26 protein-coding genes, 1 pseudogene and 1 riboswitch are annotated in these 23480 nt (G+C 71.4%); of the genes and pseudogenes, 11 read left to right on the top strand and 16 right to left on the bottom strand.

Annotated elements, in window-relative coordinates; all coding sequences use genetic code 11:
* The 4 genes from ACFVT5_RS17560 to bioB all read right to left on the bottom strand — a co-directional run bounded on the left by ACFVT5_RS17560 (nt 1) and on the right by bioB (nt 3915).
* On the bottom strand, nt 1-660 hold the full coding sequence (locus ACFVT5_RS17560) for a class I SAM-dependent methyltransferase (RefSeq protein WP_389887791.1): 660 nt from the start codon (nt 658-660) through the stop codon (nt 1-3).
* Between the two features lie 34 nt (nt 661-694).
* A complete protein-coding gene (gene bioD, locus ACFVT5_RS17555; RefSeq protein WP_389887789.1) occupies nt 695-1414 on the bottom strand; it encodes a dethiobiotin synthase in 720 nt (239 codons plus the stop codon).
* A 7-nt stretch (nt 1415-1421) separates the two neighbouring features.
* On the bottom strand, nt 1422-2630 hold the full coding sequence (locus tag ACFVT5_RS17550; RefSeq protein WP_389888194.1) for an adenosylmethionine--8-amino-7-oxononanoate transaminase: 1209 nt from the start codon (nt 2628-2630) through the stop codon (nt 1422-1424).
* A 124-nt stretch (nt 2631-2754) separates the two neighbouring features.
* Entirely contained in the window at nt 2755-3915 is a 1161-nt protein-coding gene (gene bioB, locus ACFVT5_RS17545; RefSeq protein WP_389887786.1) for a biotin synthase BioB, read from the bottom strand.
* 212 nt (nt 3916-4127) lie between these two features.
* Between bioB and ACFVT5_RS17540 the strand changes: the two genes are divergently transcribed.
* Nucleotides 4128-5267 carry an 8-amino-7-oxononanoate synthase gene (locus ACFVT5_RS17540; protein WP_389887783.1) on the top strand — a complete coding sequence of 380 codons (1140 nt, stop codon included), beginning with the start codon at nt 4128-4130 and terminating at the stop codon, nt 5265-5267.
* Between the two features lie 42 nt (nt 5268-5309).
* Here the strand turns inward: ACFVT5_RS17540 and ACFVT5_RS17535 are convergent, their stop codons facing one another.
* Nucleotides 5310-5543, bottom strand: coding sequence for a DUF397 domain-containing protein (locus ACFVT5_RS17535; RefSeq protein ID WP_389887780.1), 234 nt, complete (start codon nt 5541-5543; stop codon nt 5310-5312).
* A gap of 9 nt (nt 5544-5552) precedes the next feature.
* Nucleotides 5553-6410 (bottom strand): helix-turn-helix domain-containing protein, encoded by an 858-nt coding sequence (locus ACFVT5_RS17530; protein WP_389887777.1) that lies wholly within the window; start codon nt 6408-6410, stop codon nt 5553-5555.
* Nucleotides 6411-6683: 273 nt separating this feature from the next.
* Between ACFVT5_RS17530 and ACFVT5_RS17525 the strand changes: the two genes are divergently transcribed.
* Nucleotides 6684-7115 (top strand): ATP-binding protein, encoded by a 432-nt coding sequence (locus ACFVT5_RS17525; protein WP_389887774.1) that lies wholly within the window; start codon nt 6684-6686, stop codon nt 7113-7115.
* 48 nt (nt 7116-7163) lie between these two features.
* Here the strand turns inward: ACFVT5_RS17525 and ACFVT5_RS17520 are convergent.
* The 4 genes and pseudogenes from ACFVT5_RS17520 to ACFVT5_RS17505 all read right to left on the bottom strand — a co-directional run.
* Nucleotides 7164-7397: pseudogene (locus tag ACFVT5_RS17520) on the bottom strand (DUF6328 family protein); the annotation flags it as partial.
* A 121-nt stretch (nt 7398-7518) separates the two neighbouring features.
* Entirely contained in the window at nt 7519-7995 is a 477-nt protein-coding gene (locus ACFVT5_RS17515) for a C40 family peptidase (protein ID WP_389887771.1), read from the bottom strand.
* Nucleotides 7996-7998: 3 nt separating this feature from the next.
* A riboswitch (cyclic di-AMP (ydaO/yuaA leader) is annotated at nt 7999-8172 on the bottom strand.
* Nucleotides 8173-8510: 338 nt separating this feature from the next.
* Nucleotides 8511-8825, bottom strand: a complete 315-nt coding sequence (locus tag ACFVT5_RS17510) for a hypothetical protein (protein WP_389887768.1) — start codon at nt 8823-8825, stop codon at nt 8511-8513.
* A 7-nt stretch (nt 8826-8832) separates the two neighbouring features.
* The gene (locus ACFVT5_RS17505; protein ID WP_389887765.1) at nt 8833-9501 is read right to left on the bottom strand and encodes an ATP-dependent Clp protease proteolytic subunit; all 669 of its coding nucleotides are present in this window, start codon (nt 9499-9501) and stop codon (nt 8833-8835) included.
* A gap of 208 nt (nt 9502-9709) precedes the next feature.
* Between ACFVT5_RS17505 and ACFVT5_RS17500 the strand changes: the two genes are divergently transcribed.
* The 8 genes from ACFVT5_RS17500 to ACFVT5_RS17465 all read left to right on the top strand — a co-directional run bounded on the left by ACFVT5_RS17500 (nt 9710) and on the right by ACFVT5_RS17465 (nt 16596).
* Complete coding sequence (locus tag ACFVT5_RS17500) at nt 9710-9988, top strand: type II toxin-antitoxin system Phd/YefM family antitoxin (RefSeq protein ID WP_389887762.1); 279 nt, start codon at nt 9710-9712, stop codon at nt 9986-9988.
* Nucleotides 9989-10284: 296 nt separating this feature from the next.
* Complete coding sequence (locus tag ACFVT5_RS17495; protein ID WP_389887759.1) at nt 10285-10587, top strand: urease subunit gamma; 303 nt, start codon at nt 10285-10287, stop codon at nt 10585-10587.
* Between the two features lie 14 nt (nt 10588-10601).
* On the top strand, nt 10602-10913 hold the full coding sequence (locus tag ACFVT5_RS17490; protein WP_389887756.1) for an urease subunit beta: 312 nt from the start codon (nt 10602-10604) through the stop codon (nt 10911-10913).
* Nucleotides 10906-12627: an urease subunit alpha gene (locus ACFVT5_RS17485; protein WP_389887753.1), complete on the top strand. Its 1722-nt coding sequence runs from the start codon at nt 10906-10908 to the stop codon at nt 12625-12627. Before ACFVT5_RS17490 ends, ACFVT5_RS17485 begins: the two co-directional genes overlap by 8 nt.
* The gene (locus ACFVT5_RS17480; RefSeq protein ID WP_389887750.1) at nt 12627-13301 is read left to right on the top strand and encodes an urease accessory protein UreF; all 675 of its coding nucleotides are present in this window, start codon (nt 12627-12629) and stop codon (nt 13299-13301) included. The genes ACFVT5_RS17485 and ACFVT5_RS17480 overlap by 1 nt, the downstream gene beginning before the upstream one ends.
* A gap of 88 nt (nt 13302-13389) precedes the next feature.
* Entirely contained in the window at nt 13390-14079 is a 690-nt protein-coding gene (gene ureG, locus ACFVT5_RS17475; RefSeq protein WP_389887747.1) for an urease accessory protein UreG, read from the top strand.
* On the top strand, nt 14076-14837 hold the full coding sequence (locus ACFVT5_RS17470) for an urease accessory protein UreD (RefSeq protein WP_389887744.1): 762 nt from the start codon (nt 14076-14078) through the stop codon (nt 14835-14837). Before ureG ends, ACFVT5_RS17470 begins: the two co-directional genes overlap by 4 nt.
* A 160-nt stretch (nt 14838-14997) precedes the next feature.
* The gene (locus ACFVT5_RS17465) at nt 14998-16596 is read left to right on the top strand and encodes an alpha/beta hydrolase (protein ID WP_389887741.1); all 1599 of its coding nucleotides are present in this window, start codon (nt 14998-15000) and stop codon (nt 16594-16596) included.
* Between the two features lie 64 nt (nt 16597-16660).
* Here ACFVT5_RS17465 and ACFVT5_RS17460 read toward each other — a convergent pair whose 3' ends face one another.
* Nucleotides 16661-17698: an NAD-dependent epimerase/dehydratase family protein gene (locus ACFVT5_RS17460; RefSeq protein ID WP_389887738.1), complete on the bottom strand. Its 1038-nt coding sequence runs from the start codon at nt 17696-17698 to the stop codon at nt 16661-16663.
* Between the two features lie 100 nt (nt 17699-17798).
* Nucleotides 17799-18554: a lysophospholipid acyltransferase family protein gene (locus ACFVT5_RS17455; protein WP_389887735.1), complete on the bottom strand. Its 756-nt coding sequence runs from the start codon at nt 18552-18554 to the stop codon at nt 17799-17801.
* Between the two features lie 209 nt (nt 18555-18763).
* Between ACFVT5_RS17455 and ACFVT5_RS17450 the strand changes: the two genes are divergently transcribed.
* Nucleotides 18764-20143, top strand: coding sequence for a hypothetical protein (locus ACFVT5_RS17450; RefSeq protein ID WP_389887732.1), 1380 nt, complete (start codon nt 18764-18766; stop codon nt 20141-20143).
* A gap of 29 nt (nt 20144-20172) precedes the next feature.
* On the opposite strand, the gene ACFVT5_RS17445 is transcribed toward ACFVT5_RS17450, so the two are convergent.
* The 4 genes from ACFVT5_RS17445 to ACFVT5_RS17430 all read right to left on the bottom strand — a co-directional run bounded on the left by ACFVT5_RS17445 (nt 20173) and on the right by ACFVT5_RS17430 (nt 23461).
* The gene (locus ACFVT5_RS17445) at nt 20173-20343 is read right to left on the bottom strand and encodes a hypothetical protein (RefSeq protein WP_389887729.1); all 171 of its coding nucleotides are present in this window, start codon (nt 20341-20343) and stop codon (nt 20173-20175) included.
* A gap of 130 nt (nt 20344-20473) precedes the next feature.
* The gene (locus tag ACFVT5_RS17440; RefSeq protein ID WP_389887726.1) at nt 20474-21424 is read right to left on the bottom strand and encodes a cytochrome c oxidase assembly protein; all 951 of its coding nucleotides are present in this window, start codon (nt 21422-21424) and stop codon (nt 20474-20476) included.
* 114 nt (nt 21425-21538) lie between these two features.
* Nucleotides 21539-22564: a 6-phosphofructokinase gene (locus tag ACFVT5_RS17435; protein WP_389887723.1), complete on the bottom strand. Its 1026-nt coding sequence runs from the start codon at nt 22562-22564 to the stop codon at nt 21539-21541.
* Between the two features lie 168 nt (nt 22565-22732).
* A complete protein-coding gene (locus ACFVT5_RS17430) occupies nt 22733-23461 on the bottom strand; it encodes a type 1 glutamine amidotransferase (protein ID WP_389887720.1) in 729 nt (242 codons plus the stop codon).
* Nucleotides 23462-23480 lie beyond the last annotated feature (19 nt).

Genomic DNA, 23480 nt, shown 5'->3' with positions numbered 1-23480 from the left:
TCAGGGGCGCCGCGCCGTGCCGAGCACGCAGTACGAGGTCGGCAGGCGCGGCCCCCGCTCGGGCAGCAGCAGCCGCCGGTACGTACCCATCTCGAACCCCGCACCGGAGATCGCCCGCAGCGGCTCGCGCCCCACATGGCAGCCGCCGAACAGCAACGGCCACACGGTCCGGTCCAGGGCGCCCTGCACCGTGGCCATGGCCCGCCCGGACGCCCGCCCGTGCTCAAGGAAGCGCAGCTCGGCGCCTGGGCGCAGCACGCGCCGGATCTCTCCGAGCGCCCGGTGCGCGTCCCGCACACTGCACAGCACCAGGGACACCACCGCCGCGTCGAACGCCTCGCTCTTGACCGGCAGCGCCTCCGCCGCGCCCGGCACCACGTCGACCGGCACATCGGCACGCGCCGCCGCCGTCACCGCCAACTGCCGCAGCATGGCTTCCGGTTCGATCGCGACGACCTCGGAGACCGCCGGCGGGTAGTACCGGAAGTTGAGTCCGTTCCCCGCGCCGATCTCGATCACGCGGCCCGAGAGCCCGGCGAGCATCTCCTGCCTGAGGGGTCCGACCGCCGGTTCCGACGCGACGCTCATCCGGGCGTAGAACCGTGCGAACCAGGGATGGTGCACGGCGTCCTTCGGGACTGCGGTCGGCCGCTGCGGCATGGGAACGCTCCTCAAGACAGCTGGGCCACCGACCCTAGACCGGCGCCTGCTCCCCGGTGAAGCGCGCCACGTCCCAGGTTCCGTGCAGCGCGGGCGCCAGCCACCCGGCAGCCGCCGCCCGGAAGACCGCCGGGTCGTACGCCCCCGCACCCTCGGGCACCGCCCCGAGCAACGGCGCTTTTGCGACCACCGGCAGATCCGCGAGGTTGCAGCGGGCCGCCAGATCCGGCTCACGCGGCCAGGACCCGACGACCACACCGAGCAGATCCACCTCCCGTGCGCGCAGCGCCTCGGCGGTCAGCGCGGTCGTGTTGAGCGTCCCGAGCCCCGCCGCCGCGACAAGCAGCACCGGAGCCCCCAGCATCCGTGCCGCGTCGGCCAGCGTGGAGCCCGCGCCGTCGAACCGTACGAGTAGGCCGCCCGCGCCCTCGACCAGGACGAGGTCGTGTTCGGCGGCGAGCTTGGCCGCCGCGTCGGCCGTCTCCCGCGCGCCGACCGGCGCGAGCCCGGCCCGGTGCGCGGCCGTGGCCGGGGCCAACGGGTCGGGGAACCGGGCCAGTTCGACCGCCGTCACCCCGCCGGCCAGCCGTACCACCTCGTCGGCGTCACCCCGCTCGTCCCCGGTCACACCGGTCTGCGCGGGCTTCAACACCGCCACGGAACGCCCGGCGGCCAGCGCCGCGCAGGCGAGCACCGCCGTGGTCACGGTCTTGCCGACCTCGGTGCCCGTCCCGGTCACCACCAGCACCGTCATACGCCCCTCACCCCTCCGCCGCGGCAGCGCACACCGCGCGGGCCACCCGCGCCACGTCGTCGTCGCCCGTCACATAGGGCGGCATCGTGTAGACGAGATCCCGGAACGGCCGCAGCCACACACCCTCGCGCACCGCCGCCCGCGTGGCCCGCTCCATTTCCACCTCGTGGTCGAGCTGGACCACACCGATCGCCCCCAGCACCCGGACGTCTTTGACACCGGGCAGGTCCGCCGCGGGTGCCAGGCCCTCGCGCAGCCCCGTCCCGATCCGTTCGACCTCGGTACGCCAGTCCTGGTCCAGGAGCAGCCCGATGGACGCGCAGGCCACCGACGCGGCCAGCGGATTGCCCATGAACGTCGGTCCGTGCGCGAGTACCGGCACCTCGCCGCGCGAGATCCCGTCCGCCACGCGCGCGGTGCACAGCGTCGCCGCCATCGTCAGATAGCCCCCGGTCAGCGCCTTGCCCACGCACATCACATCCGGCGTGACCCCCGCGTGCTCCGCCGCGAACAGCTCACCCGTGCGGCCGAACCCGGTCGCGATCTCGTCGAACACGAGCAGCACCCCGTGCGCGTCGCACGCCTCGCGCAGCACCCGCAGATACGCGGGGGAGTGGAACCGCATCCCGCCAGCGCCCTGCACCACCGGCTCCACGATCACCGCGGCCAGCTCGTGCGCGTGCCGCTCGATCAGCTCGCGCAGCCCGTCCGCGTATGTCTCGTCGTACTCGGCGGGCGGCGCGTCCGCGAACACCTGGCGGGGCAGGTCACCCGACCACAGCTCGTGCATGCCGCCCTCCGGGTCGCACACCGACATCGGCTGCCAGGTGTCGCCGTGATAGCCGCCGCGCCAGGTCAGCAGCCGGTGCTTCTCGGGACGGCCGAGCGAACGCCAGTACTGGAGGCACATCTTGACGGAGACCTCGACCGAGACGGAGCCCGAGTCGCACAGGAAGACATGCTCCAGACCGTCGGGGGACAGGTCGACCAGGAGCTTCGCGAGGCGTACCGCGGGCTCGTGTGTGAGACCGCCGAACATCACATGGCTCATCCGGCCCACCTGGTCGCGCACGGCGTCGTCCAGGACGGGGTGGCGGTAGCCGTGGATCGCGGACCACCACGACGACATGCCGTCGACCAGTTCGGAGTCGTCCGCGAGCCGCAGCCGGACCCCGCTCGCCGACGCGACGACGAGTGGGTCCCGGCGGCCGGGCATCGGACCGTACGGATGCCAGACGTGGCGGCGGTCCAGGGCGAGCAGATCGTCGGTCGGCAGCGTGCCGGTGGGCAGCGTGCCGGTCGTCAGGGTGCCGGTCGGTAGATCGTGGGTCGGCGGGGCGTCACGCATTGGGCGCGAGATCCGTTCCGGCGCCCCGTCGGCGTACCGCCACGAGGTCCGTACGCGCCTCGGACACCTCCGGTGACACCGGTGCGGAGTCGCCCGTACCGCAGCCGCTGCCGGCCCCATCGGCGGAGCCGCAGCCGCCGCCCGCCGTCGCGCGGTGCTCCGGCAACGTGACGGTGTCCGCGCCCTCCACCTCGAAACCGGCGTCCGCGATCATTTCCAGATCCGCCTTGCCCGCCTGGCCCTCACTGGTGAGGTAGTCGCCGAGGAAGATCGAGTTGGCGAGGTGCAGCGCCAGCGGCTGGAGCGTCCGCAGATGGACCTCACGGCCGCCCGCGATCCGGACCTCCGCGTCCGGGCAGACGAACCGGACCATCGCCAGGATCCGCAGACAGCGCTGCGGGGTGAGGTTCCACTCCTTGGCGAGCGGGGTGCCCTCGAAGGGGATGAGGAAGTTGACCGGCACCGAGTCCGGGTCGAGGTCCCGCAGCGAGAAGACGACGTCGACCAGGTCCTCGTCGCTCTCGCCCATGCCCGCGATCAGCCCCGAACACGCCGAGAGCCCGGCCGCGTGCGCCTTACGGACCGTGTCGACCCGGTCGGCGTAGGTGTGCGTGGTCGTGATGTCCCCGTACGTCGCCTCGGACGTGTTGAGGTTGTGGTTGTACGCGTCGGCGCCCGCGTCCCGCAGCCGGTCGGCCTGGCCGTCGGAGAGCAGCCCGAGGCAGGCGCACACCTCGACGCCCTCGTTCTGGTCCTTGATCGCCTTGATGGTGTCCGAGACCCGGTCCACGTCCCGGTCCGTGGGACCCCGCCCGCTCGCCACCAGACAGACCCGCTTCGCGCCACCCGCGAGCCCGGCCGCCGCGGCCTGGGACGCCTCGTCGGGCTTCAGCCAGGTGTACTTGAGGATCCCCGCCGTGGAACCGAGGCGCTGGGAGCAGTACGAGCAGTCCTCGGGGCAGAGCCCGGACTTGAGGTTCACCAGATAGTTGAGTTTCACCCGCCGCCCGAACCAGTGCCGGCGCACCTTCCCGGCCGCGGCCACCACATCGAGCACGTCGTCGTCGGACGTCGCCAGCACGGCCAGCGCCTCGTCGCGGGTCGGCAGCTCACGCCGAAGCCCCTTGTCCACCAGCGTGTTCAACAGGTCCATGACGCAGATCTTGACGTACGCCACGCCGTCCGGCTAGGGAGACATCGGACAACACTGCCCGTTCAAGGTGTGGGTATTGCCACATCCTGGGTGGGCCGCGTGACCGCTAGGGTCTGTGCACTGCCTACAAAACCACCCCTGGATCCCGCCTGCCCACCGCCCGGCCCGCCGGTGCCCGTGACCGTCCGGATCCGCACACGCCGGAGGCGCGCATGGCGGCAACGCCGTTCGACTGGATCGACGCACAGGCCGCCCGGCGCCGCGCGGCCGGACTCGTCCGCACCCTGCGCCCGCGCCCGGCCGACTCCCCGCTCCTGGACCTCGCGAGCAACGACTACCTCGGTCTGACCCGCCATCCCGAGGTCGTCGCCGGGGCCGCGGACGCCGCCCACCGCTGGGGCGCGGGATCGACCGGCTCACGCCTGGTCACCGGATCCACCGCGCTGCACGCGGAACTCGAAGCCGAACTCGCCGCGTTCTGTGGCTTCGAGGCGGCCCTCGTCCTGTCCTCCGGCTACGCGGCCAACCTCGCCGCCGTCACCACACTCGCCCCGCACGGCTCGCTGATCGTGTCGGACGCGGGCAACCACGCCTCGCTGATCGACGGCTGCCGGCTCGCGCGCGGGACCACCCAGGTCGTCCCGCACGCCGACCCCGACGCCGTGCACAAGGCCCTCGCCACCCGGACGGGTGACGCGGTGGTGGTGTCCGACTCGGTGTTCTCGGTCGACGGCGACGCGGCCCCGCTCACCGAACTCGCCGCCGTCTGCCGCAGGAACGGCGCCGGACTGCTCCTTGACGACGCGCACGGACTCGGCGTCCTCGGTACGGGTGGCCGGGGCGCCCCCCACGCGGCGGGTCTCTCCGGGGCCGACGACGTCGTCGTCACCGTGACCCTGTCGAAGTCGCTGGGCAGCCAGGGCGGCGCGGTGCTCGGCCCGGCCCGGGTGATCGACCATCTCGTCAACGCGGCCCGCACCCTCATCTTCGACACCGGGCTCGCCCCGGCCGCCGCGGGCGCCGCGCTCGCGGCACTGCGGCTGCTGCGCCGTGAGCCGCACCGCGCCGACCGGGCACGCGAGGTCGCCGCCGGGCTGCACGACCGGCTCACCGCGGCGGGACTTGAGGCGGTACGGCCGGACGCCGCCGTGGTCTCCGTGCGCGCGCCCTCGCCCGAGCAGGCCGTGCGCTGGGCCGCCGACTGCCGCGCGGCGGGACTGGTCGTGGGCTGCTTCCGGCCGCCGTCCGTACCCGACGGTGTCTCGCGGCTGCGGCTGACCGCCCGCGCGGATCTCACCGACCGGCAGATCGGCGACGCCGTACGGGTGATCGTGGACACCGCGCCCCGATAACCGCCGGGTGCGGGCGGTGCACCGGGCAGTGCGCCGGGCGCTTTACGCGAGGGTGCCGACGAAGGTGCTCCAGGCGGCCGGGGTGAAGAGCAGGGCCGGTCCCTGCGGGTTCTTCGAGTCGCGGACGGCGAGCAGGCCCGCCGCGCGGCCGGCCACCGGCTCGGCCGTCTCCACACAGTTGTTCATTCCCGTGCTACGGCTGCTGCGGCGCCAGCGGGCGCCGCTCAGGGACGTGCTCCTCGGAACGGGCAGGGTGGGACGAGGCAGTGCAGACATGGTGCCTCCTTATGCGCCGTGACGGATTCCGGCGATGAAGTCCAACGAGTCCTCTGGGGAAAGGGCGTGGCTCTGCAGGGAGGTGAAGGCATCGACGTACGCCTTGAGGTCTTCTTTCCGCTCCAGGTAAACGCTATGCGTCAAATGGTCAAGAACGACCACGTCCAGATCAGCAATGGCCGGAAATGAGAACACAACGAAAGGACCGGTGAGTCCGATGTGCTCCCCGGTGGCGAACGGCACCACCTGGAGCCGCACATGGGGCAGCTCCGCCGACTCGACCAGGCGCTCCAGCTGACGCTCCATCACCGACGGGCCCCCGACCGGCCGTCGCAGCACCGCCTCGTCGACCACCACGCTCAGCTCCGGCGGCGGATCCGCCCGCAGCACGTCCTGCCGCGCCAGGCGCACATCGACCAACTCGTCGATCTGCCGGTCCGGTACATCCCGGACCGCCGACCGGGTCACCGCCCGCGCGTAGTCCGGGGTCTGGAACAGCCCCGGCACCACCGACGTCTCCATCGTCCGCATCCGGTTGGCCTGCGCCTCCAGGCAGATGAAGTCCCGGTACGCGGGCGACAGCAGCGCCCGGTAGGCGTTCCACCAGCGGCTGCCGCCGTCGTCGCCGTCCCCGGCGAGCGCGACCAGCAGCTCACGCCGGCCCGGGTCCTCGACCCGGTAGGCATCGAGCAGCAGGCGCACATCCGCCGGCGTCACACCGCTGCGCGCCGTCTCGATACGGCTCACCTTGGACTGGTGCCAGCCCACCAGACGCGCGGCCTGGCCACTGGTGAGTCCGGCGCCGTCGCGCAGCGTGCGCAACTCGGCGCCGAGCTTGCGGCGGCGCACCGCGGGACCGTAGTGCATGGCCGTCTCCTCCCGGCCGCGGACGAGTTCACCGCCAGACGGTAGAGGACGGGTGGGGGCGGGTGGCAAATGCGGGTGACGGCCGGTGCCAAATCCGGTCGGTCGTAGCAGAGTTCACCGCTTCGAGCGACAGATATATGCACATCCTGGTGGATCGCCACGCGTGACCGGCGCAAAGATGGCAGGCTGACGCGCAGCACCAGTCCGGGACCGCCCTCGAACCATCCGCCTCGTGTCGGAGTCCGGTCCCGGTGGGAAAGGGACGACGTCGCCATGGCCGACCACCAGGAAGCATCCGTGACGCTGCCGAGCGATCCCGCATCGGTCTCCACGGCCCGGAAGTACGTGAGCGACGTCCTCGCCGGATGGGGCCTGCCGGGCGACGCCGAGGCGCACGACACGGTCCGGCTCATCGTGTCGGAACTCGCCACCAACGCCGTCCAGCACACCCTGGGCCAGTCGCCCACGTTCACCGTCGACATCGCCCTCGAACGCGACGAACAGTTGCGGATCGGTGTCACCGACAGTCACCCCCGCTACCCCAAGCGGCTGCCCGCCGCCGTCCAGCAGGACAACGGCCGGGGCATGGTGATCATCCGCTGGCTCACCGCGGAGTGCGGCGGCCGACTGTCCGTCAGCCCCACGCCCGAGGGCGGCAAGACGGTGTGGATCGCCCTGCCGTGGACGGTGCCCGTCCAGAGTTGACGCCGGAGGCCGTGCCGGGCCCGGATCGCGGGTGCCGAATCGTTCCCGTCACCCGGTTCGGGGGTCCGACGGGGGCCCCGGCAGGACCACCCACAGCGCCGCACACGCGGTCAGTGTGCTGACGCCCGCGATCACCCCGCCGACCCGCCCGAGCGCGACATCCACCACGAGCAGCACGGAGCCGGTCAGCGCGAGCCCCAGCACGCCGAGCCCGTACTCGGCGAGCCGCGAGGAGACCCGGACGATCTCCGGCTTCGCGCGCCGCCGGAAGAGATACCGGTGCGTGTCTTGAGCACACCGTGCCGGGTGACACGCCGTCAGGGGGTGACGTGCGCGCGGTCGGGCGGCCTGCGCGGCGGTGGCGGGGCGGTCGCGATCCGTCCCGCCACCCGGACCGCGCGGGTCAGACCACCCGGCCGTACCAGACGCTCTGGGTCCAGATCTTCTGGAGGCGCACCACGTCCCCTGTCTTGGGCGAGTGCCAGATACGTCCCTTACCGGCATAGATGCCGACGTGGTAGACGTACTGGCCCGAGTGGAAGAACACCAGGTCTCCGGAGCGGCGGTTGTCCGCCGACACATGGCGCGTCTGGTTGTACTGCGCCGCGGCCGTGCGCGGGAGCGTCTTGCCCGCGCGCTTGAACGAGTAGAGCGTCAGCCCGGAGCAGTCGAACCGGCGCGGCCCGGTCGCGCCCCACTGGTACGGGGCGCCCTTCTTGGAGGCGGCCACCTGGAGTGCCCTGGTTCCCGTCGTCGCCGCCGCGGCGGCGTCGGACGCGGCACCGGGAACCACGATGCCACCGCCGACGGCGGCGAGCGTCAGGGCCGATGCGGTACCGGCCCGGGTCAGCAGCGACGGAACACGATTGAGCGCGGTCATGGGTAACCCTTCGTCAGCCGCCTGTGAAGGATGACCTGTCGGGTTAGGGCAGGCGAAGATGCCCTGCCGCTGACGCGGCTTCACCCCAAGGGCCGGTCCGGATCTCTCCGGTGGCCCGTCGTGCCTGGGTCCTCCACTCCTGCCGATCCACTTCTGTCGACCCGGCATCCGGACGGCGGCAGGACTCGGCGTCCGCCCGGACCGCCCCGCCGCCGATGGCGGGGGCTTGTCGTCGAACGGATCTTCACGCATGAATGTCGTGAAAACCGAGAGTCACCGGTACTTTGTGAGCCTCCTCACCGCTGATCCGTTCGGGTGGACAGACACCTTTTCGAACACGCGGGGAGACACCTGACGATCGCCGTACCAGCGGCGGAACGCATTTTTCGGGTGCCGGGGTGGCCGAGTCGCGCAACTCAGGTCATCGCCGTGACGACCACTTAATAAGTCGTTCGGTGGTACCTCTTTCGGCCCGTTTGTGCCGCGTTCCGGACGCTGTGTCACCGTCGCCGCGCTCACTCCTGTCCGGTGGGCACCCTCGGTATCCCCACGCGGGCCGCGCGGCGCTCGCCGTCGAGGGTGCGCAGCGCCCGGGTCAGCGTCTCGCTGTGCACCTCGCTCTCGCCCCGCTGATGCATCAGGGCCAGGGCGTCCCGCAGTTCCGCCGCCCTGCCGACGAGGGCCTGCGCGGCACGCAGCCCGCGGTACGTGTCGCCGCCCCGCGCCGGATTGATCCGGCCCAGCAGATCGACGACCTCCAGATAACGGTCGATCAGTTCGCCCTCGGCCCGGGTCAGCGCGGGCAGCGGCGGCAGTTCCGGTGGCAGCATCGGCGCGTCACCTCCCGTGCGGTGCCGTGCGCGAGGTCTTGCGGCTCGGGACGACCCGGTCGATCAGGCCGTACTCGACGGCCGCCGGCGCGTCGAGGATCTTGTCCCGGTCGATGTCGGCGTGGACCCGCTCGGGGCTCTGCCCGGTGTGCCGGACGAGCATCTCGGTCAGCTGGTCACGGGTGCGCAGCAGTTCACGCGCCTGGATCGCCAGGTCGTCGGCCTGCCCCTCGATCGGCTCCCGCAACGACGGCTGATGGATCAGCACCCGGGAACCCGGCAGCGCGGACCGCTTGCCCGGTGTCCCGGCGGCCAGCAGCACGGCCGCCGCCGACGCGGCCTGCCCCAGACAGACCGTCTCCACGTCACAGGTGACGTACCGCATCGTGTCGTAGATCGCCGTCATTGAACTGAACGAGCCGCCGGGGGAGTTGATGTACAGCGAGATGTCGCGGTCGGGCGCCAGATATTCGAGGTACATGAACTGCGCCATGACGTCGTTCGCCGAGGTGTCGTCGACCGGCGTGCCCAGAAAGACGATCCGCTCCTCAAGAAGCTTCGCGTACGGGTCCAGCGTGCGCTGCCCCGCGGTCGTGCGCTCCGTGAACTCGGGCAGCACATGGCGGGCGTCCGCCGGCTCATGGGTCGGGCGGAACGGACGGGACGGGCGGTTCATGGTGGTCGCCTCCTCGGAACGGGCTCTGTAAAAAATGTACAGGACGTACGTACCGGGAGGAGGATCGATAAGGGCCCCGCGCGCCCGTACGACCAGGAAAACCGCAGCTCAGAGCCGTAACGCCGTTCGCTGAGGGTGAATCCGGGTCGCGAGCCACCGCCACCGTGGGACCGGCCGGTTGCCGCGGGGTCCGTCTAAGCTGGGGACCATGGCTTACGAGATTCCGGTGACGCAGGCCCGAGCCGAACTCGCGGATCTGATCAACCGTGTCGTGTACGGCGGTGAACGCGTCGTCGTCACCCGCCATGGGAAGCCCCTGGTGGCCCTGGTGTCGGCGGCCGATCTGGAGCGCCTGGAGGAGTCCGAGGAACCCGCGGACGAGCAGGTCGTCAGCTCGGTGTCCACGCTGCGGGCCCTGTCGTCACCGGCGGCCGAGCGTCAGCGCTTCGGCATCACGGCCGAACACCGGGGCCCCGAGGCGAGGTAGCCCCCGCGCCGCTCCGAAAACGCGAGACCGTGCGCCCCGGAGGACTCAGGGGCCGCCGGAGGGGAATCCCGGTGACGGCGGTCATGGGTCGGTCAAGGATTGGTTAACGTCCCCGAAACTCCGCTGAACTAGCGTGCGTACCTGTGCCACCTGGGATTTCGTAGGCGAAGCGCGTGATCGATCACGCGCGTCGGTGTGTCCGTGACGGCCCTGTCCGCCCCTGACATCCCGACCGTCGCGGTGGCCGCGGCGACCGGACCCCGCACGGTCCGGAGCGAGGATCGTGAGGTGGAGCCGTGCAACTGACCCCGCACGAGCAGGAGAGACTGCTCATCCATGTGGCCGCGGACGTGGCCGAGAAACGCCGGGCCCGCGGCGTGAAGCTCAACCACCCCGAGGCCGTCGCGCTGATCACCTCGCATGTGCTCGAAGGCGCCCGCGACGGCCGGACCGTCGCCGAACTCATGGCGTCCGGCCGTAAGGTCCTCACCCGCGACGACGTCATGGACGGCATCCCCGAGATGATCCACGACGTCCAGGTGGAGGCCACCTTCCCGGACGGCACCAAACTCGTCACCGTCCACGACCCGATCGTCTGACGGGGGGCCGCCGCGTGATTCCCGGAGAGTTCCTGTTCGCGGACGAGCCCGTCGTCGTCAACGAGGGCCGCGAGGTCACCCGCCTCAGCGTGCTCAACGCCGCCGACCGGCCCGTCCAGGTCGGCTCCCACTACCACTTCGCCGAGGCCAACCCCGGACTCGCCTTCGACCGGCACAGCGCCCACGGCAAGCGGCTCAACATCGCCGCCGGGACCGCCGTCCGCTTCGAACCCGGTATCCCCGTCGATGTCGAACTCGTCCCCCTGGCCGGTCTGCGTATCGTGCCGGGCCTGCGTGGCGAGACCGGAGGTGCCCTCGATGCCTGAGCTGTCCCGTGCCGCGTACGCGGACCTGTTCGGCCCCACCACCGGCGACCGTATCCGGCTCGCCGACACCGATCTGCTGGTCGAGATCGAGGAGGACCGCTCCGGCGGCCCCGGACGCTCCGGCGACGAGTCCGTGTTCGGCGGCGGCAAGGTCATCCGCGAGTCGATGGGCCAGGCCCGCACATCCCGGGCCCAGGGCGCCCCCGACACCGTCATCACCGGTGCCGTGATCATCGACCACTGGGGCATCGTCAAGGCCGACATCGGTATCCGGGACGGCCGGATCACCGGCATCGGCAAGTCCGGCAACCCGGACACCATGGACGGTGTGCACCCCGACCTGGTCATCGGACCCGAGACCGAGGTCATCGCGGGCAACGGCAAGATCGTCACCGCCGGAGCCGTCGACACCCACGTCCACTTCATCTCGCCGACCCTCGTCGACGAAGCCCTCGCGTCGGGCGTCACCACCCTCGTCGGCGGCGGCACCGGACCCGCCGAAGGCACCAAGGCCACCACCATCACGCCCGGCTCCTGGCACCTCGCCCGGATGTTCGAGGCGATGGAGTCCAGCCCCGTCAACATCGGCTTCCTCGGCAAGGGCAACACCATGTCCACCGAGTCGATGCACGCCCAACTCCGGGCCGGCGTACTCGGGTTCAAGATCCACGAGGACTGGGGCGCGACCCCCGCCGTCATCGACGCCTGTCTCGGCGTCTGCGAGGACACCGGCGCCCAGCTCGCCGTCCACTCGGACACCCTCAACGAGGCGGGATTCGTCGGCGACACCTTCGCCGCCGTCGCGGGGCGGACCCTGCACGCCTTCCATGTCGAGGGCGCGGGCGGCGGTCACGCACCCGACATGATCACCGCGGTGTCGCTGCCCCATATGCTGCCCAGCTCCACCAACCCGACCCGCCCGCACACCGTCAACACCGTCGAGGAACACCTCGACATGCTGATGGTCTGCCACCACCTCAACGCGGCGGTGCCCGAGGACCTCGCCTTCGCCGAGTCCCGGATCCGGCCCACGACGATCGCCGCCGAGGACGTCCTGCACGATCTGGGCGCCATCTCGATGATGTCGTCGGACTCGCAGGCCATGGGCCGTATCGGCGAGATCGTCATGCGTACCTGGCAGACCGCGCACGTCATGAAACGGCGCCGGGGCGCGCTGCCCGGCGACACCCGCGCCGACAACCACCGGGCCCGTCGCTATGTCGCCAAATACACCATCAACCCGGCCGTCGCGCAGGGCCTGGACCGCGAGATCGGCTCCGTCGAGTCCGGCAAACTCGCCGACCTCGTCCTCTGGAACCCCGCGTTCTTCGGAGTCAAACCACAGGTCGTCATCAAGGGCGGACAGATCGCGTACGCGCAGATGGGCGACGCCAACGCGTCCATCCCGACCCCGCAACCCGTGCTGCCGCGCCGGATGTTCGGCGGACACGGCCGCGCCCCGGCCGCGAACTCGCTCAACTTCGTCGCCCAGGCCGCACTTGACGACGGACTGCCCGAACGCCTCGGCCTCTCCCGCCGGTTCGTGCCGATCACCTCGACCCGCGGACTGACCAAGGCGGACATGCGGCAGAACGACGCGCTGCCCCGGGTCGAGGTGGCTCCCGACAGCTTCGCCGTCACCATCGACGGAGAGCTGGTCGAACCCGCTCCGGCGAGTGAACTGCCCCTGGCCCAGCGCTACTTCCTGTTCTGATGTCCCGCGCCGCACTGCTCGTCCTGGCCGACGGCCGCTTCCCCGCCGGTGGGCACGCCCACTCCGGCGGCGCCGAAGCGGCCGTCGCCGCCGGACGCGTCACCGACGGGCCCAGCCTGGGGGAGTTCTGCCGGGGGCGGCTGCACACCACGGGGCTGGTGTCCGCCGCGCTCGCCGCCGCCGCGGCGCTCGGCACCGACCCGCTCGTCCTCGACGAGGCAGCCGACGCCCGCACCCCGTCACCCGCCCTGCGTAACGCCGCCCGCCGGCTCGGCCGCCAGCTCATCCGGACCGCCCGCGCGACCTGGCCGCACCCGGAACTCGACGCGCTGGCCACGGCCCGCCCGCGCGGCGCCCATCAACCCGTCGTGCTCGGTCTCACCGCCCGCGCGGCCGGACTCGGGCCCGAGGACGCCGCGTACTGCGCCCTGTACGAGAGCGTCAGCGGGCCCGCGACCGCGACCGTGCGGCTGCTCAGCCTCGACCCGTTCGACGCCACCGGCGTACTCGCCCGGCTCGCGCCCGAACTGGACCGGGTCGCCCGGAGCGCCGTCGACGCGGCGCTGCGGGTAGGCGAGGAGGGCCCCGACGCGCTGCCCGCCGCGTCGGCGCCGCTCCTGGAGATCGCCGCCGAAGCCCACGCGGCCTGGCCGGTACGCCTCTTCGCGTCCTGAGAGCCGCGCTCCCCCACGACCCCACCCGCCCCGAATCCCCCCGAGCCACCCCCGCACCCCGCACCCCGCCCCCGAAAGGCACCCCGCCATGCATCTCGATCACGACACCACGAGCTTTCCCCAGCGGCACACCCACAGTGCCGCGCCCCTGCGGAGTGACGGCAGTCGGCGAGCGTTGCGGGTCGGGCTCGGTGGGCCCGTCGGGTCCGGGAAGACCGCGACCGTCGCCGCGCTCTGCAAGGAACTCCGCGACGACCTGTCCCTCGCCGTCGTCACCAACGACATCTACACCCGCGAGGACGCCGAGTTCCTGCTCCGTGAGGCCGTGCTGCCGCCCGAGCGGATCACCGCCGTCGAGACGGGGGCCTGCCCGCACACCGCGATCCGCGACGACATCTCCGCCAACCTCGAAGCCGTCGAGGACCTGGAGGACGCGATCGGACCACTCGATCTGATCCTCGTCGAGTCCGGTGGCGACAACCTCACGGCCACCTTCTCGAAGGGACTCGTCGACGCGCAGATCTTCGTCATCGATGTCGCGGGTGGCGACGACATCCCCCGCAAGGGCGGCCCCGGCGTCACCACCGCCGACCTCCTCGTCGTCAACAAGACCGACCTCGCGCCGTACGTCGGCTCCGATCTGGAGCGCATGGCCGCCGACGCGAAGGCCCAGCGCGCCGAACTCCCCGTGGTCTTCCAGTCGTTGCGGACCGACGACGGTGTGCGGTCCGTCGCCGAGTGGCTCCGTGGACGCCTCGCCGACTGGACCATGGCGTGACCCCAGCGGCGGGCGTCCGCGCCACCGCCCGGATCACCGCGGCCCCCGACGGCCGCGGCGGCACCGCCCTGCCCCTGCTCACCGGCGAGGGCCCGCTCGCCGTCCGCCGCACCCGCGCCACCGGACCCGAGGCACGTGTCCTGCTCGTCGGCGCCATGAGCGGACCCCTCGGCGGCGACCACTTCACCGTCGACACGGAGGTCCGCGACGGGGCGCGGCTGCACATCGGATCGGCCGCCGCGACCCTCGCCCTGCCCGGCCAGTCCAAACACCCCGCGCGTTACGACGTACGCCTCACCGTGGGCGACGACGCGTCGCTGCGCTGGCTGCCCGAACAGCTCATCTCCGCACGCGACAGCGACCTGCGTGTCACCACCCGCGCCGAACTCGTCCCCGGCGCCCGCCTGGTGCTGCGCGAGGAACAGGTACTCGGCCGCAGCGGAGAACCCCCCGGCACCCTCACCAGCCGGCTCACCGTCCGCAGCGCGGGCCGGACCCTCCTCGACCAGGAACTCGCCTGCGGACCCGGCGCACCCGGCGGCTGGGACGGCCCTGCCGCACTCGCCGGCCACCGCGCGGTCGGGCAACTCGTCGTCGTACGACCGGAGTTCGCGCAGGCCATGCCGGAAGCCGGGATACTCGGGGAGCACGGAGCGATCATGCCGCTGGCCGGGCCCGCCGTGCTGGTCACCGTGGTCGCGCCGGACGCACGGCAGGTACGGCGCGATCTCGACGCGGCGCTGCACCGGCTGGCGTGAGGTGCCCGCACCCATCGTTCGGCAGGTCGACATCTCCGCTCAACGGAACGTCGGTACCCGGTTATCGGATTGGTAAAGAACGCGGTCCACGCCTGTTCTCAGGGACCTCACAGCCGACAGGATCCCCGTACTGCTCGAAACTGCGTACGGGAGGTCACACTTGAGACGGACAGGACGAGCGAGACGAGTCGCCGTACTCGGCTCCGCCGGCACCCTCATAGCGGGGACGCTGATAGCCGGCGCGCTGTCCGCACCGGCGGCCAGCGCGCACTCCGCCGGCCAGGGCCAGGACCGCGAGGCCCGCGGCACCGCGATCGCCGCGGACCGCGCGGAGAAGGCCGGCATCGACTGGAAGAACTGTGACGCGGACTGGGGGCTCCCCCAGGGCATCCAGTGCGGCTGGGTGACGGTCCCCCTCGACTACGCGAAGCCCTACGGCAAGCAGATCAAGCTCGCCGTCGACCGCGTCGCCAGCACCGGCACCAAGGAGGAGCGCCAGGGCGCCCTCGTCTACAACCCGGGCGGTCCCGGCGGCTCCGGCCTCCGCTTCCCGGCGCGCGTCACCAACAAGGCCCCGCTGTGGGTCAAGACGTCGAAGGCGTACGACTTCGTGGGCTTCGACCCGCGCGGCGTCGGCCACTCGGCGCCCATCTCCTGCATCGACCCGCAGGAGTTCGTGAAGGCCCCCAAGGCCGACCCGGTCCCCGACAGCGAGGCCGACAAGCGCGCCCAGCGCAAGCTCGCCGCCGAGTACGCGGACGGTTGCGCCGAGCGCAGCGGCGAGATGCTGCCGCACATGACCACGCCCAACACCGCGCGTGACCTCGATGTCATCCGCGCGGGACTCGGCGAGAAGAAGCTCAACTTCCTGGGCGTCTCGTACGGCACCTACCTGGGCGCCGTCTACGGCACCCTCTTCCCGAGCCACGTCCGCCGCATGGTCGTGGACAGCGTGGTCAACCCGTCGCGCGAGAAGATCTGGTACGAGGCCAACCTCGACCAGGACGTCGCCTTCCAGATGCGCTGGGACGACTGGACCGCCTGGGTCGCCAAGAACGACGCGACCTTCCACCTGGGCGCCACCCAGGCGCAGGTCCAGCAGCAGTGGCTGAAGCTGCGCGCAGCCGCGAAGAAGAGCCCCCTCGGGGGCGTGGTCGGCCCTGCCGAGCTGATCGGCTTCTTCCAGAGCGCGCCGTACTACGACTCCCAGTGGGTGCCCATCGCCCAGACGTGGAGCAAGTACGTCGCCGGTGACACCCAGGCCCTGATCGACGCCGCGTCGCCCGACATGTCGGACATCGCGGGCAACGCGTCGTCGGAGAACGGCAACGCCGTCTACACGGCCGTCGAGTGCACCGACGCCAAGTGGCCGAGCAGCTGGCAGAAGTGGGACCGAGACAACACGCGGCTCCACAAGGACTACCCGTTCATGACGTGGGCCAACGCCTGGATGAACCTGCCGTGCGCGACCTGGCCGGTGAAGCAGCAGACGCCCGTGAACGTCAAGACCGGCAAGGGCCTGCCGGCCGTCCTGATCGTCCAGGCGACGCGTGACGCGGCGACGCCGTACCCCGGCGCCGTCGAACTGCACCAGCGGTTCAAGGGCTCCCGTCTGATCACCGAGAAGGACGCGGGCTCGCACGGTGTGACCAACCTGGTCAACCCGTGCATCAATGAGCGGGTGGACGCCTACCTGCTCAGCGGCACGGTGGACAGCAGTGACGTGACGTGCGGTCCGCACGCCACGCCGAAGCCGTAGTCAGCTCAGCGATACGGGGGAGGGGCGGCCGGATCTCCGGCCGCCCCTCCTTCGCGTTCGGCGGTCAGCGGCCGGCGAGCCAGGCGTCCTCCGCCGCGTAGTCGAAGAGATCACCCATCGGGTCGTACGCGGCGGCCATCACCGGGAACGCCTCGCGCCAGTCCCGGCCGCGCACCCGCTCGGTCAGCCAGGCCACCGTCTCCGGCAGGGCATCGAGGTACGTGGTCACGGGCCGGTAGCCGAGTTCCCGCTCGGCGGCGGTCATGTCGTACACGATCGGATGCGCGATCGTCCACGGGCTGCCGCCGACCTCAGGCGCCGGGGCGTCACCCTCGATGAGGACGGTCTCGGTCTCGCAGTCCATCAGCGCGTCGACGGCGGCGCCGATCTCCAGGACGGTCGGTACGTCCGGGTCGCCCGCGTTCAGCACCCGGGTGCCGGGCCGGGCGGCGGCCAGTCGGATCAGCTCGGCGACATTGCGCACGCTCACCGGATGGAACCTGCTCCGCCCACCGTAGGCGAGGACCCGCGTCTTGCGTCCGTCCAAGTTCCGCTTCACGAAGTACAGTTCGCGCGGAGTGCGGCAGTGCGGGCCGTGCACCGCGCCCGCCCGCAGCAGTGTCGTGGGCAACCGGTCGCCCGCCGCGAGGAGTTCGTTCTCCATTGCGACCTTCCGCGTCCCGTAGCTCGCGTCGCCGGCCGCGACCGTGAGCTGCGTCTCCGGGAGCGGCACCGGAAGGGCCGGGAAGCCGTCCGGCTCCTCCTGGGTGTCGAAACTGCGGCCCTGCTCGTCGGCGTAGACCGCGCCGCTGGAGATCACCACCGCCGAGCCGACGCGGTCACCGAGCCCGATGAGCTGCCGCGCGTGTCCCGCCGTGAACGCGACCATGTCCACCAGGACGTCGCAGCCGTCCCCGACGACCTCCTTCAGGGCCGTGTCGTCCGCGCGGTCCAGCCGCACGGTTCGAATGTCGTCCGGCCAACTCGGGTCACGGCCACCGCCCTTGGAGGCCGCCGTCACCGTCCATCCGTCCTCGGCGAGCAGGCGCACCGCGACCCGCCCCATCTGTCCCACTGCCCCGATCACCACTGCGTTCTTCATGCGGGGACCGTAGGCCGGTGTCGAGCCGCGTGACCAGGTGAATTAGCGGGCAGCAGATTTCACGCTCGGCGTAGCGCACCGGTCGGCCGGACGGAAAGCCTCAACTCAGCGGCAGTCGCGGGAACTTACGGGAGGACCGGCCGCTCTCCTCGGGCGCCGTCCCCTTCGCGGCCTTCTCGGCGGTCTCCTCGGCCTTGACCACGGCCGCGTACCGGTCCACGTACTCCTGCCCCGACAGCTCCAGGATCGCGTACATGATCTCGTCGGTGATCGCCCGCAGGATCACCTTCTCGTGCTCCATGCCCGCGTACCGCGAGAACTCCAGCGGCTTGCCGAAGCGGATGCGGACCGGGTGCAGATTCGGCAGCACCTGGCCGGGCGGCTGGGCCTCGAAGGTGCCGATCATCGCGCACGGCACCACCGGGACGCCCGCCTTGAGCGCCATCGCGGCGACCCCGACCTTCCCCTTGTACAGGCGGCCGTCGTGCGACCGGGTGCCCTCCGGATAGATCCCGAGGAGTTCGCCCTTGCTCAGCACGCCGACCCCCTCACGGATCGCCGCCTGCCCGGCCTCCTTGCCCGACCGGTCCACGGGGATCTGCCCGGCGCTGCGGAAGAACGCCGCAGTGAGCCGCCCCCGGATCCCGGGGCCCGTGAAGTATTCGGCCTTCGCCAGGAAGGTGATGCGCCGCCTCAGGATCGCCGGCATCAGGAAGTGGTCCGAGAACGACAGATGGTTGCCCGCGACGATCGCGGCACCCGTCTCCGGTACATGCTCCAGGCCCTCGATACGGGGACGGAACAGCAGCCGCAGCAGTGGTCCGAGGAGCACGTACTTGAGGACGTAGTAGAACACGGGCGGGCTCCCGACTGCGCCAATTGGCCGAACGAACTGCGTTCTCGCAGTTCAGGGGGGTTGTTCGAAGGGGCCCAGTGTAAGCGCGGTGCGCCCGCCTGTGACCACTTCTGATCGCACGGATACCGGTACCCCGCCGAACTCGTGCATCTTGCTCCGGGTGCGTACACACTGATGGACCTGACCGCACTGACGGGGGGACGGACGGGATGCGACGAGTCGCGCGCCGCGCGCTGGGCACGGTACTGGCCGGGCTTGCGCTGGCGGGCTGTTTCGGGCCGGGCCCGTCGAGGGGATGGGACGGCGAGTCGGTGCCGGAGGAATCCTCACGGACCGCCCTTCCGGTGGCCCCCGCGCCGGACGGCCGCTGGGCGCTGACCGACATGTCGACGCGGCTGCTCGGCCAGGGCCGTACGCTCGTACGCCTCCCGGACAGCGCGCACGAGTCGGGAAGCACGGACGAGTCGGAGAGTACGACGGACCGGGCCGGGCGGGGCTGGCGGCTGACCCTGCCCGAGGAGTTCGCGCTGACGTCACGTCAGCCGGGCACACCCCACTCCGCGTTGACCTTCGGCATGACGACCGTCCTGGTCGGCGGTGACGGCCGGGGCTCCGGGGCCACCGCTGTCGCCGGTGTGGACCTGGAAGCGGGCACCCTCACCTGGCGGCACCAACTGCCCGCGCACACACGGGTGTTCCTGCCGCACGACACGTCCACGGCGGTGGCCGTCGCGGTCACCTGCGGCGCGGAGGACTGCCGTCTCACCGGCTGGAACTCATGGTCCGGCCGGCGCGAGTGGACCCGTACCGTGAAGGGACCCGTCCGCGTCCTCGACTCCTGTCAGGCAGACGCGCTGGTCCGCGACGAGGACAGCGTGTACGACTACTGCCTGCCTTATCTGGTCACCGGCGACCGCGTCGGAACCGTCGGTGTCGAGGACGGCGCCGTCCACTGGGAGAAGGGCCTGAAGCCGCCCGCCGGAACCGTCGACCGGATCGGCCGGTGGGGTGACCGCACCGTCCTGGTCACCGCGCCCGCCAAGGGCACCTGCCGTGCGACCGTCCTCGCGGGCGCCGCCGCGTCCGTGGACGGGGACCGGGGACGGCGCTGGGACATCGTGTGGGATCAGCCGCAGGCACCCCGGGACCCCGCGACCGGCTGCCGCTGGGACCGGAGGATTCCGCTGGTCGCACAGGTCGGCATGGTCCTGCCGGACAAGGAGGGCGCGCGGATCATCGCGCCGGACGCCGGGAACACCTCGCGCGGGCGGCTCGCGCCCGGCGAATACCTGGTCCCCAGTGGCGGTGGCGGTGGCGGGAACCTGGTCGTCCGCGCCGCCGGACGCGCCGACCGGCCGCTGCACGGATCCGACCCCGTCCGCCCCAAGGGCCTCGGCCCTGACGCCACCGTCGTCTCGGGGAACCGATTCTGGCAGGACGGCCGCCGTCTCGTCCTCTTCGGGTATGACGGCAAGATGCTGTGGGAGACCACGTCCGACTGCCAGGCGTTCGCGCCGGTGCAGGGCAGTCCGGTCACGTACTGCGACGGCGGGGACCTGGTCGAGGTGGTACCGGCGCAACGGGACTGACACGGGCCGACCCGGATCCCAGGAGGAGGTCAGTTGCCCCGGGACACCACCATGCCGAGGGTCAGCAGGACCAGGACGACCCAGCCGAACCACAGCCAGCCGTTGCTTCCCAGCGCCACCGAGTAGGCGGTCACCGCCACCAGCCCGCCGACGGTGAGCACCCCCATGGTCTTCGTGGAACCGTGCGTGGAACCGGGCATCTGGACACCCTCCTCACGGCAGCGGGGCGCCACCCGCCCGAGCTGCGGCCGTATGTCCATCCTCACCCGGAAACAGGCCGCACCGCTAGAGCGGGGCACACCGGTACCCGGCGGGTCGACCCATGGTGCGCTAGCGGCTGCGCGCGTTCAGCGAGGCCAGATAGGCGTTGTACGCCGCCAGCTCCTTGTCCCCGTCCCGGTCGGCGGCCCGGTCGCTGCGGCGCGCCTGGCGCTGGTCGGAGGCGTACCACTGGAACAGCAGGGCGATCAGCACCAGGACCGAGGGCACCTCGCTGAACGCCCAGGCGATACCGCCCGCCGCCGTCTGGTCGGCCAGCGGGTCGATGCCGAGGGAGGCGGGCGGGTTCTGGTACGGGCCGATCATCGGGCCGCTCGCCATCATCAGGGCGATCCCGAAGAAGGCGTGGAAGGGCATGCCCGCGAACAGCTCCAGCATCCGCATCACATAGCCCGGCCGGTGCGGACCGGGGTCGACGCCCATGATCGGCCAGAAGAAGACCAGACCCACGGCGAGGAAGTGGACCATCATCGACAGGTGCCCGATCCTGGAGCCCATCAGGAAGTCGAAGATCGGCGTGAAGTACAGCCCGTAGAGGCTGGCGATGAACAGCGGGATGGTGAACGCGGGATGCGTGATTACCTTCAGATACCGGCTGTGCAGGAACATCAGGAGCACCTCGCGGGGCCCCTTGTGGCCGCGCTTGGCGACGGGCAGCGCCCGCAGCGTCAGCGTGATCGGCGCCCCGAGCAGCAGCAGGATCGGTGACAGCATGCTGATCACCATGTGCTGCACCATGTGCACGCTGAACATGACCATGCCGTAGTCGTTCAGCCGGGTGCACATCACCAGGAGGATGGACAGGACGCCGATGGTGAAGGAGATGGTCCGTCCGACCGGCCAGCGGTCGCCCCGCCGGACCAGCCGCAGCACGCCCCAGCCGTACAGGGCGAGTGCCAGGACGCAGCCGACGAGGAAGAACGGGTCCGTGGACCACTGGAGCCCCCGTCCCAGCGTGAACGGCGGCAGATCCATGGTCATGCCGTGCCCGCTGTGATCCATCCGCCGGCTCCTGTTTCGTGCTGGTTGAGCGCTGTCTGTCCGGACCAGACTAGAACCGCCCCCGGCCACCACTGCGGCCGGGGGCGGTTCCGGTGCGGAACACAGGTCACCGCGTCACAGCACGCACTCCGCCTCGGCGTACCGGTCCTCGGGAACGGTCTTCAGGGTCTCGACGGCCTCGGCGAGCGACACCATCACGATGTCCGTGCCGCGCAGCGCCGTCATCATGCCGAACTCGCCCCGGTGCACGGCCTCCACGGCATGCCAGCCGAACCGGGTGGCGAGCACCCGGTCGTACGCGGTGGGCGTACCGCCGCGCTGGACATGCCCGAGGATCACCGGACGGGCCTCCTTGCCGAGGCGCTCCTCCAGCTCCAGGGAGAGCTGCCGGGCGATGCCCGCGAACCGCTCGTGCCCGTAGACGTCCTTGCCGCCCTCGTCGAACTCCATGGAGCCCGCAGCCGGCTTGGCGCCCTCGGCGGCCACCACGATCGCGAACTTCTTGCCCGCCGAGAACCGTTCGCCGACGCGCTTCGCCAACTCCTCGATCTCGAAGGGGCGTTCCGGTACGACGATCGCGTGGGCGCCCGCCGCCATGCCGGAGTGCAGGGCGATCCAGCCGGTGTGGCGGCCCATGACCTCCACGATGAGGACCCGCTGATGCGACTCGGCGGTGGTCTTCAGCCGGTCGAGTGCCTCGGTCGCGACGCCCACGGCTGTGTCGAAGCCGAAGGTGACGTCGGTCACGGCGATGTCGTTGTCGATGGTCTTCGGCACACCGACGATCGGCAGCCCGCCGTCGGAGAGCAGCCGGGCGGCCTTGAGGGTGCCCTCGCCGCCGATGGGGATGATCGCGTCAAGCCCCAGCTCGGCGACATGGCCCCGGGCCCGCTCCACACCGTCACGCAGATGCGCGGGCTGTACCCGGGACGAGCCGAGGATGGTTCCGCCGCGCGCGAGGATGCCGCCGACCGCGTCGAGGTCGAGCTTGCGGTAGTCGCCCTCCAGCAGGCCCTTCCAGCCGTCGTGGAAGCCGATGACCTCGTCGCCGTGGTCGACGACGGCGCGATGGACGACCGATCGAATGACCGCGTTCAGGCCGGGGCAGTCGCCGCCGGAGGTGAGGACACCAATACGCATTGCCCGGAATACCTTTGCACCGTGGACCGAGGACCGGACCACGTTGTCCGGCGGGACACGGCCACCATACCGGCGGCCCCGGTTTCGGCCCTACCAGGCGTCCGCCCACTGGACACACCCGCACAAGTGAGCGGATTCCGCATCAGACGGGTTGGTGTCAGGGAGGTGCTACGCGGGCTGCTGGGCGGCAGCCACCCGCTCCGCGCGGAGCGCGTCGTACCAGCGGTCGTCGGTGGGCGGCAAGGCGTTCACGTCGAGGGCGAGCTTGAGCAGCAGGTCCGCGATGAGCGGATTGCGGGCGAGCACGGGACCGTGCATGTACGTCCCGAAGACCGTGTCGTTGTACGCACCCTCGGTGCCGTCACCCGTGCCGTTCCCGTTGCCGAGGCGGACCCGGGCGAAGGGTCGTGCCGTCGGGCCGAGGTGTGTGACGCCCTGGTGGTTCTCGAAGCCGGTGAGCTGCGGCAGCCCCAGACGCGGGTCGATGTCGCCGAGTACGTCCCCGACGCAGCGGGCGCCCTCGCCCCGGGTGGAGATCACGTCGAGCAGTCCCAGGCCCGGCTCGCGCTCGCCGAGGTCGTTGATGAACTCGTGACCGAGGATCTGGTACCCGGCGCACACCGAGAACACGATCGCGCCGTTCTCGACGGCCCGGGTCAGACCGCCGTCGCGGCGCAGCCGCTCGGCTGCGAGGCGCTGCGGACGGTCCTCACCGCCACCGATCAGATAGATGTCGCCGGAGGTCGGCACCGGCTGGTCGCTGCGGACGTCGATACGGGTGACGTCGAGACGGCGCTGATGCGCCCGGCGCTCCACGACCAGCGCGTTGCCCTGGTCGCCGTAGGTGCTCAGCAGGTCCGGGTAGACCCACACCAGACGCAGACTGCTGTCGCTCATGATCGAAATTCCTTGGTCC

It is taken from the genome of Streptomyces sp. NPDC058001, assembly GCF_042886315.1.
Classification (GTDB): Bacteria; Actinomycetota; Actinomycetes; order Streptomycetales; family Streptomycetaceae; genus Streptomyces.
Note: the sequence above shows the minus strand (reverse complement) of the source record. Positions and strands in the feature narration are given on the sequence as shown.

Bases quoted from the DNA above. Each gene is read 5' to 3' on its own strand.
- ACFVT5_RS17440 (WP_389887726.1), bottom strand. From the start codon at position 21,424: ATGGATCACAGCGGGCACGGCATGACCATGGATCTGCCGCCGTTCACG.
- ACFVT5_RS17500 (WP_389887762.1), top strand. From the start codon at position 9,710: ATGGCTTACGAGATTCCGGTGACGCAGGCCCGAGCCGAACTCGCGGAT.
- ACFVT5_RS17535 (WP_389887780.1), bottom strand. From the start codon at position 5,543: ATGTCTGCACTGCCTCGTCCCACCCTGCCCGTTCCGAGGAGCACGTCC.
- ACFVT5_RS17525 (WP_389887774.1), top strand. From the start codon at position 6,684: ATGGCCGACCACCAGGAAGCATCCGTGACGCTGCCGAGCGATCCCGCA.
- ACFVT5_RS17485 (WP_389887753.1), top strand. From the start codon at position 10,906: ATGCCTGAGCTGTCCCGTGCCGCGTACGCGGACCTGTTCGGCCCCACC.
- bioB (WP_389887786.1), bottom strand. From the start codon at position 3,915: ATGGACCTGTTGAACACGCTGGTGGACAAGGGGCTTCGGCGTGAGCTG.
- ACFVT5_RS17505 (WP_389887765.1), bottom strand. From the start codon at position 9,501: ATGAACCGCCCGTCCCGTCCGTTCCGCCCGACCCATGAGCCGGCGGAC.
- ACFVT5_RS17445 (WP_389887729.1), bottom strand. From the start codon at position 20,343: ATGCCCGGTTCCACGCACGGTTCCACGAAGACCATGGGGGTGCTCACC.
- ACFVT5_RS17515 (WP_389887771.1), bottom strand. From the start codon at position 7,995: ATGACCGCGCTCAATCGTGTTCCGTCGCTGCTGACCCGGGCCGGTACC.
- ACFVT5_RS17540 (WP_389887783.1), top strand. From the start codon at position 4,128: ATGGCGGCAACGCCGTTCGACTGGATCGACGCACAGGCCGCCCGGCGC.
- ACFVT5_RS17550 (WP_389888194.1), bottom strand. From the start codon at position 2,630: ATGCCCGGCCGCCGGGACCCACTCGTCGTCGCGTCGGCGAGCGGGGTC.
- ACFVT5_RS17430 (WP_389887720.1), bottom strand. From the start codon at position 23,461: ATGAGCGACAGCAGTCTGCGTCTGGTGTGGGTCTACCCGGACCTGCTG.
- ACFVT5_RS17510 (WP_389887768.1), bottom strand. From the start codon at position 8,825: ATGCTGCCACCGGAACTGCCGCCGCTGCCCGCGCTGACCCGGGCCGAG.
- ACFVT5_RS17460 (WP_389887738.1), bottom strand. From the start codon at position 17,698: ATGAAGAACGCAGTGGTGATCGGGGCAGTGGGACAGATGGGGCGGGTC.
- ureG (WP_389887747.1), top strand. From the start codon at position 13,390: ATGCATCTCGATCACGACACCACGAGCTTTCCCCAGCGGCACACCCAC.
- ACFVT5_RS17435 (WP_389887723.1), bottom strand. From the start codon at position 22,564: ATGCGTATTGGTGTCCTCACCTCCGGCGGCGACTGCCCCGGCCTGAAC.
- ACFVT5_RS17480 (WP_389887750.1), top strand. From the start codon at position 12,627: ATGTCCCGCGCCGCACTGCTCGTCCTGGCCGACGGCCGCTTCCCCGCC.
- ACFVT5_RS17560 (WP_389887791.1), bottom strand. From the start codon at position 660: ATGCCGCAGCGGCCGACCGCAGTCCCGAAGGACGCCGTGCACCATCCC.
- ACFVT5_RS17530 (WP_389887777.1), bottom strand. From the start codon at position 6,410: ATGCACTACGGTCCCGCGGTGCGCCGCCGCAAGCTCGGCGCCGAGTTG.
- ACFVT5_RS17450 (WP_389887732.1), top strand. From the start codon at position 18,764: ATGCGACGAGTCGCGCGCCGCGCGCTGGGCACGGTACTGGCCGGGCTT.
- bioD (WP_389887789.1), bottom strand. From the start codon at position 1,414: ATGACGGTGCTGGTGGTGACCGGGACGGGCACCGAGGTCGGCAAGACC.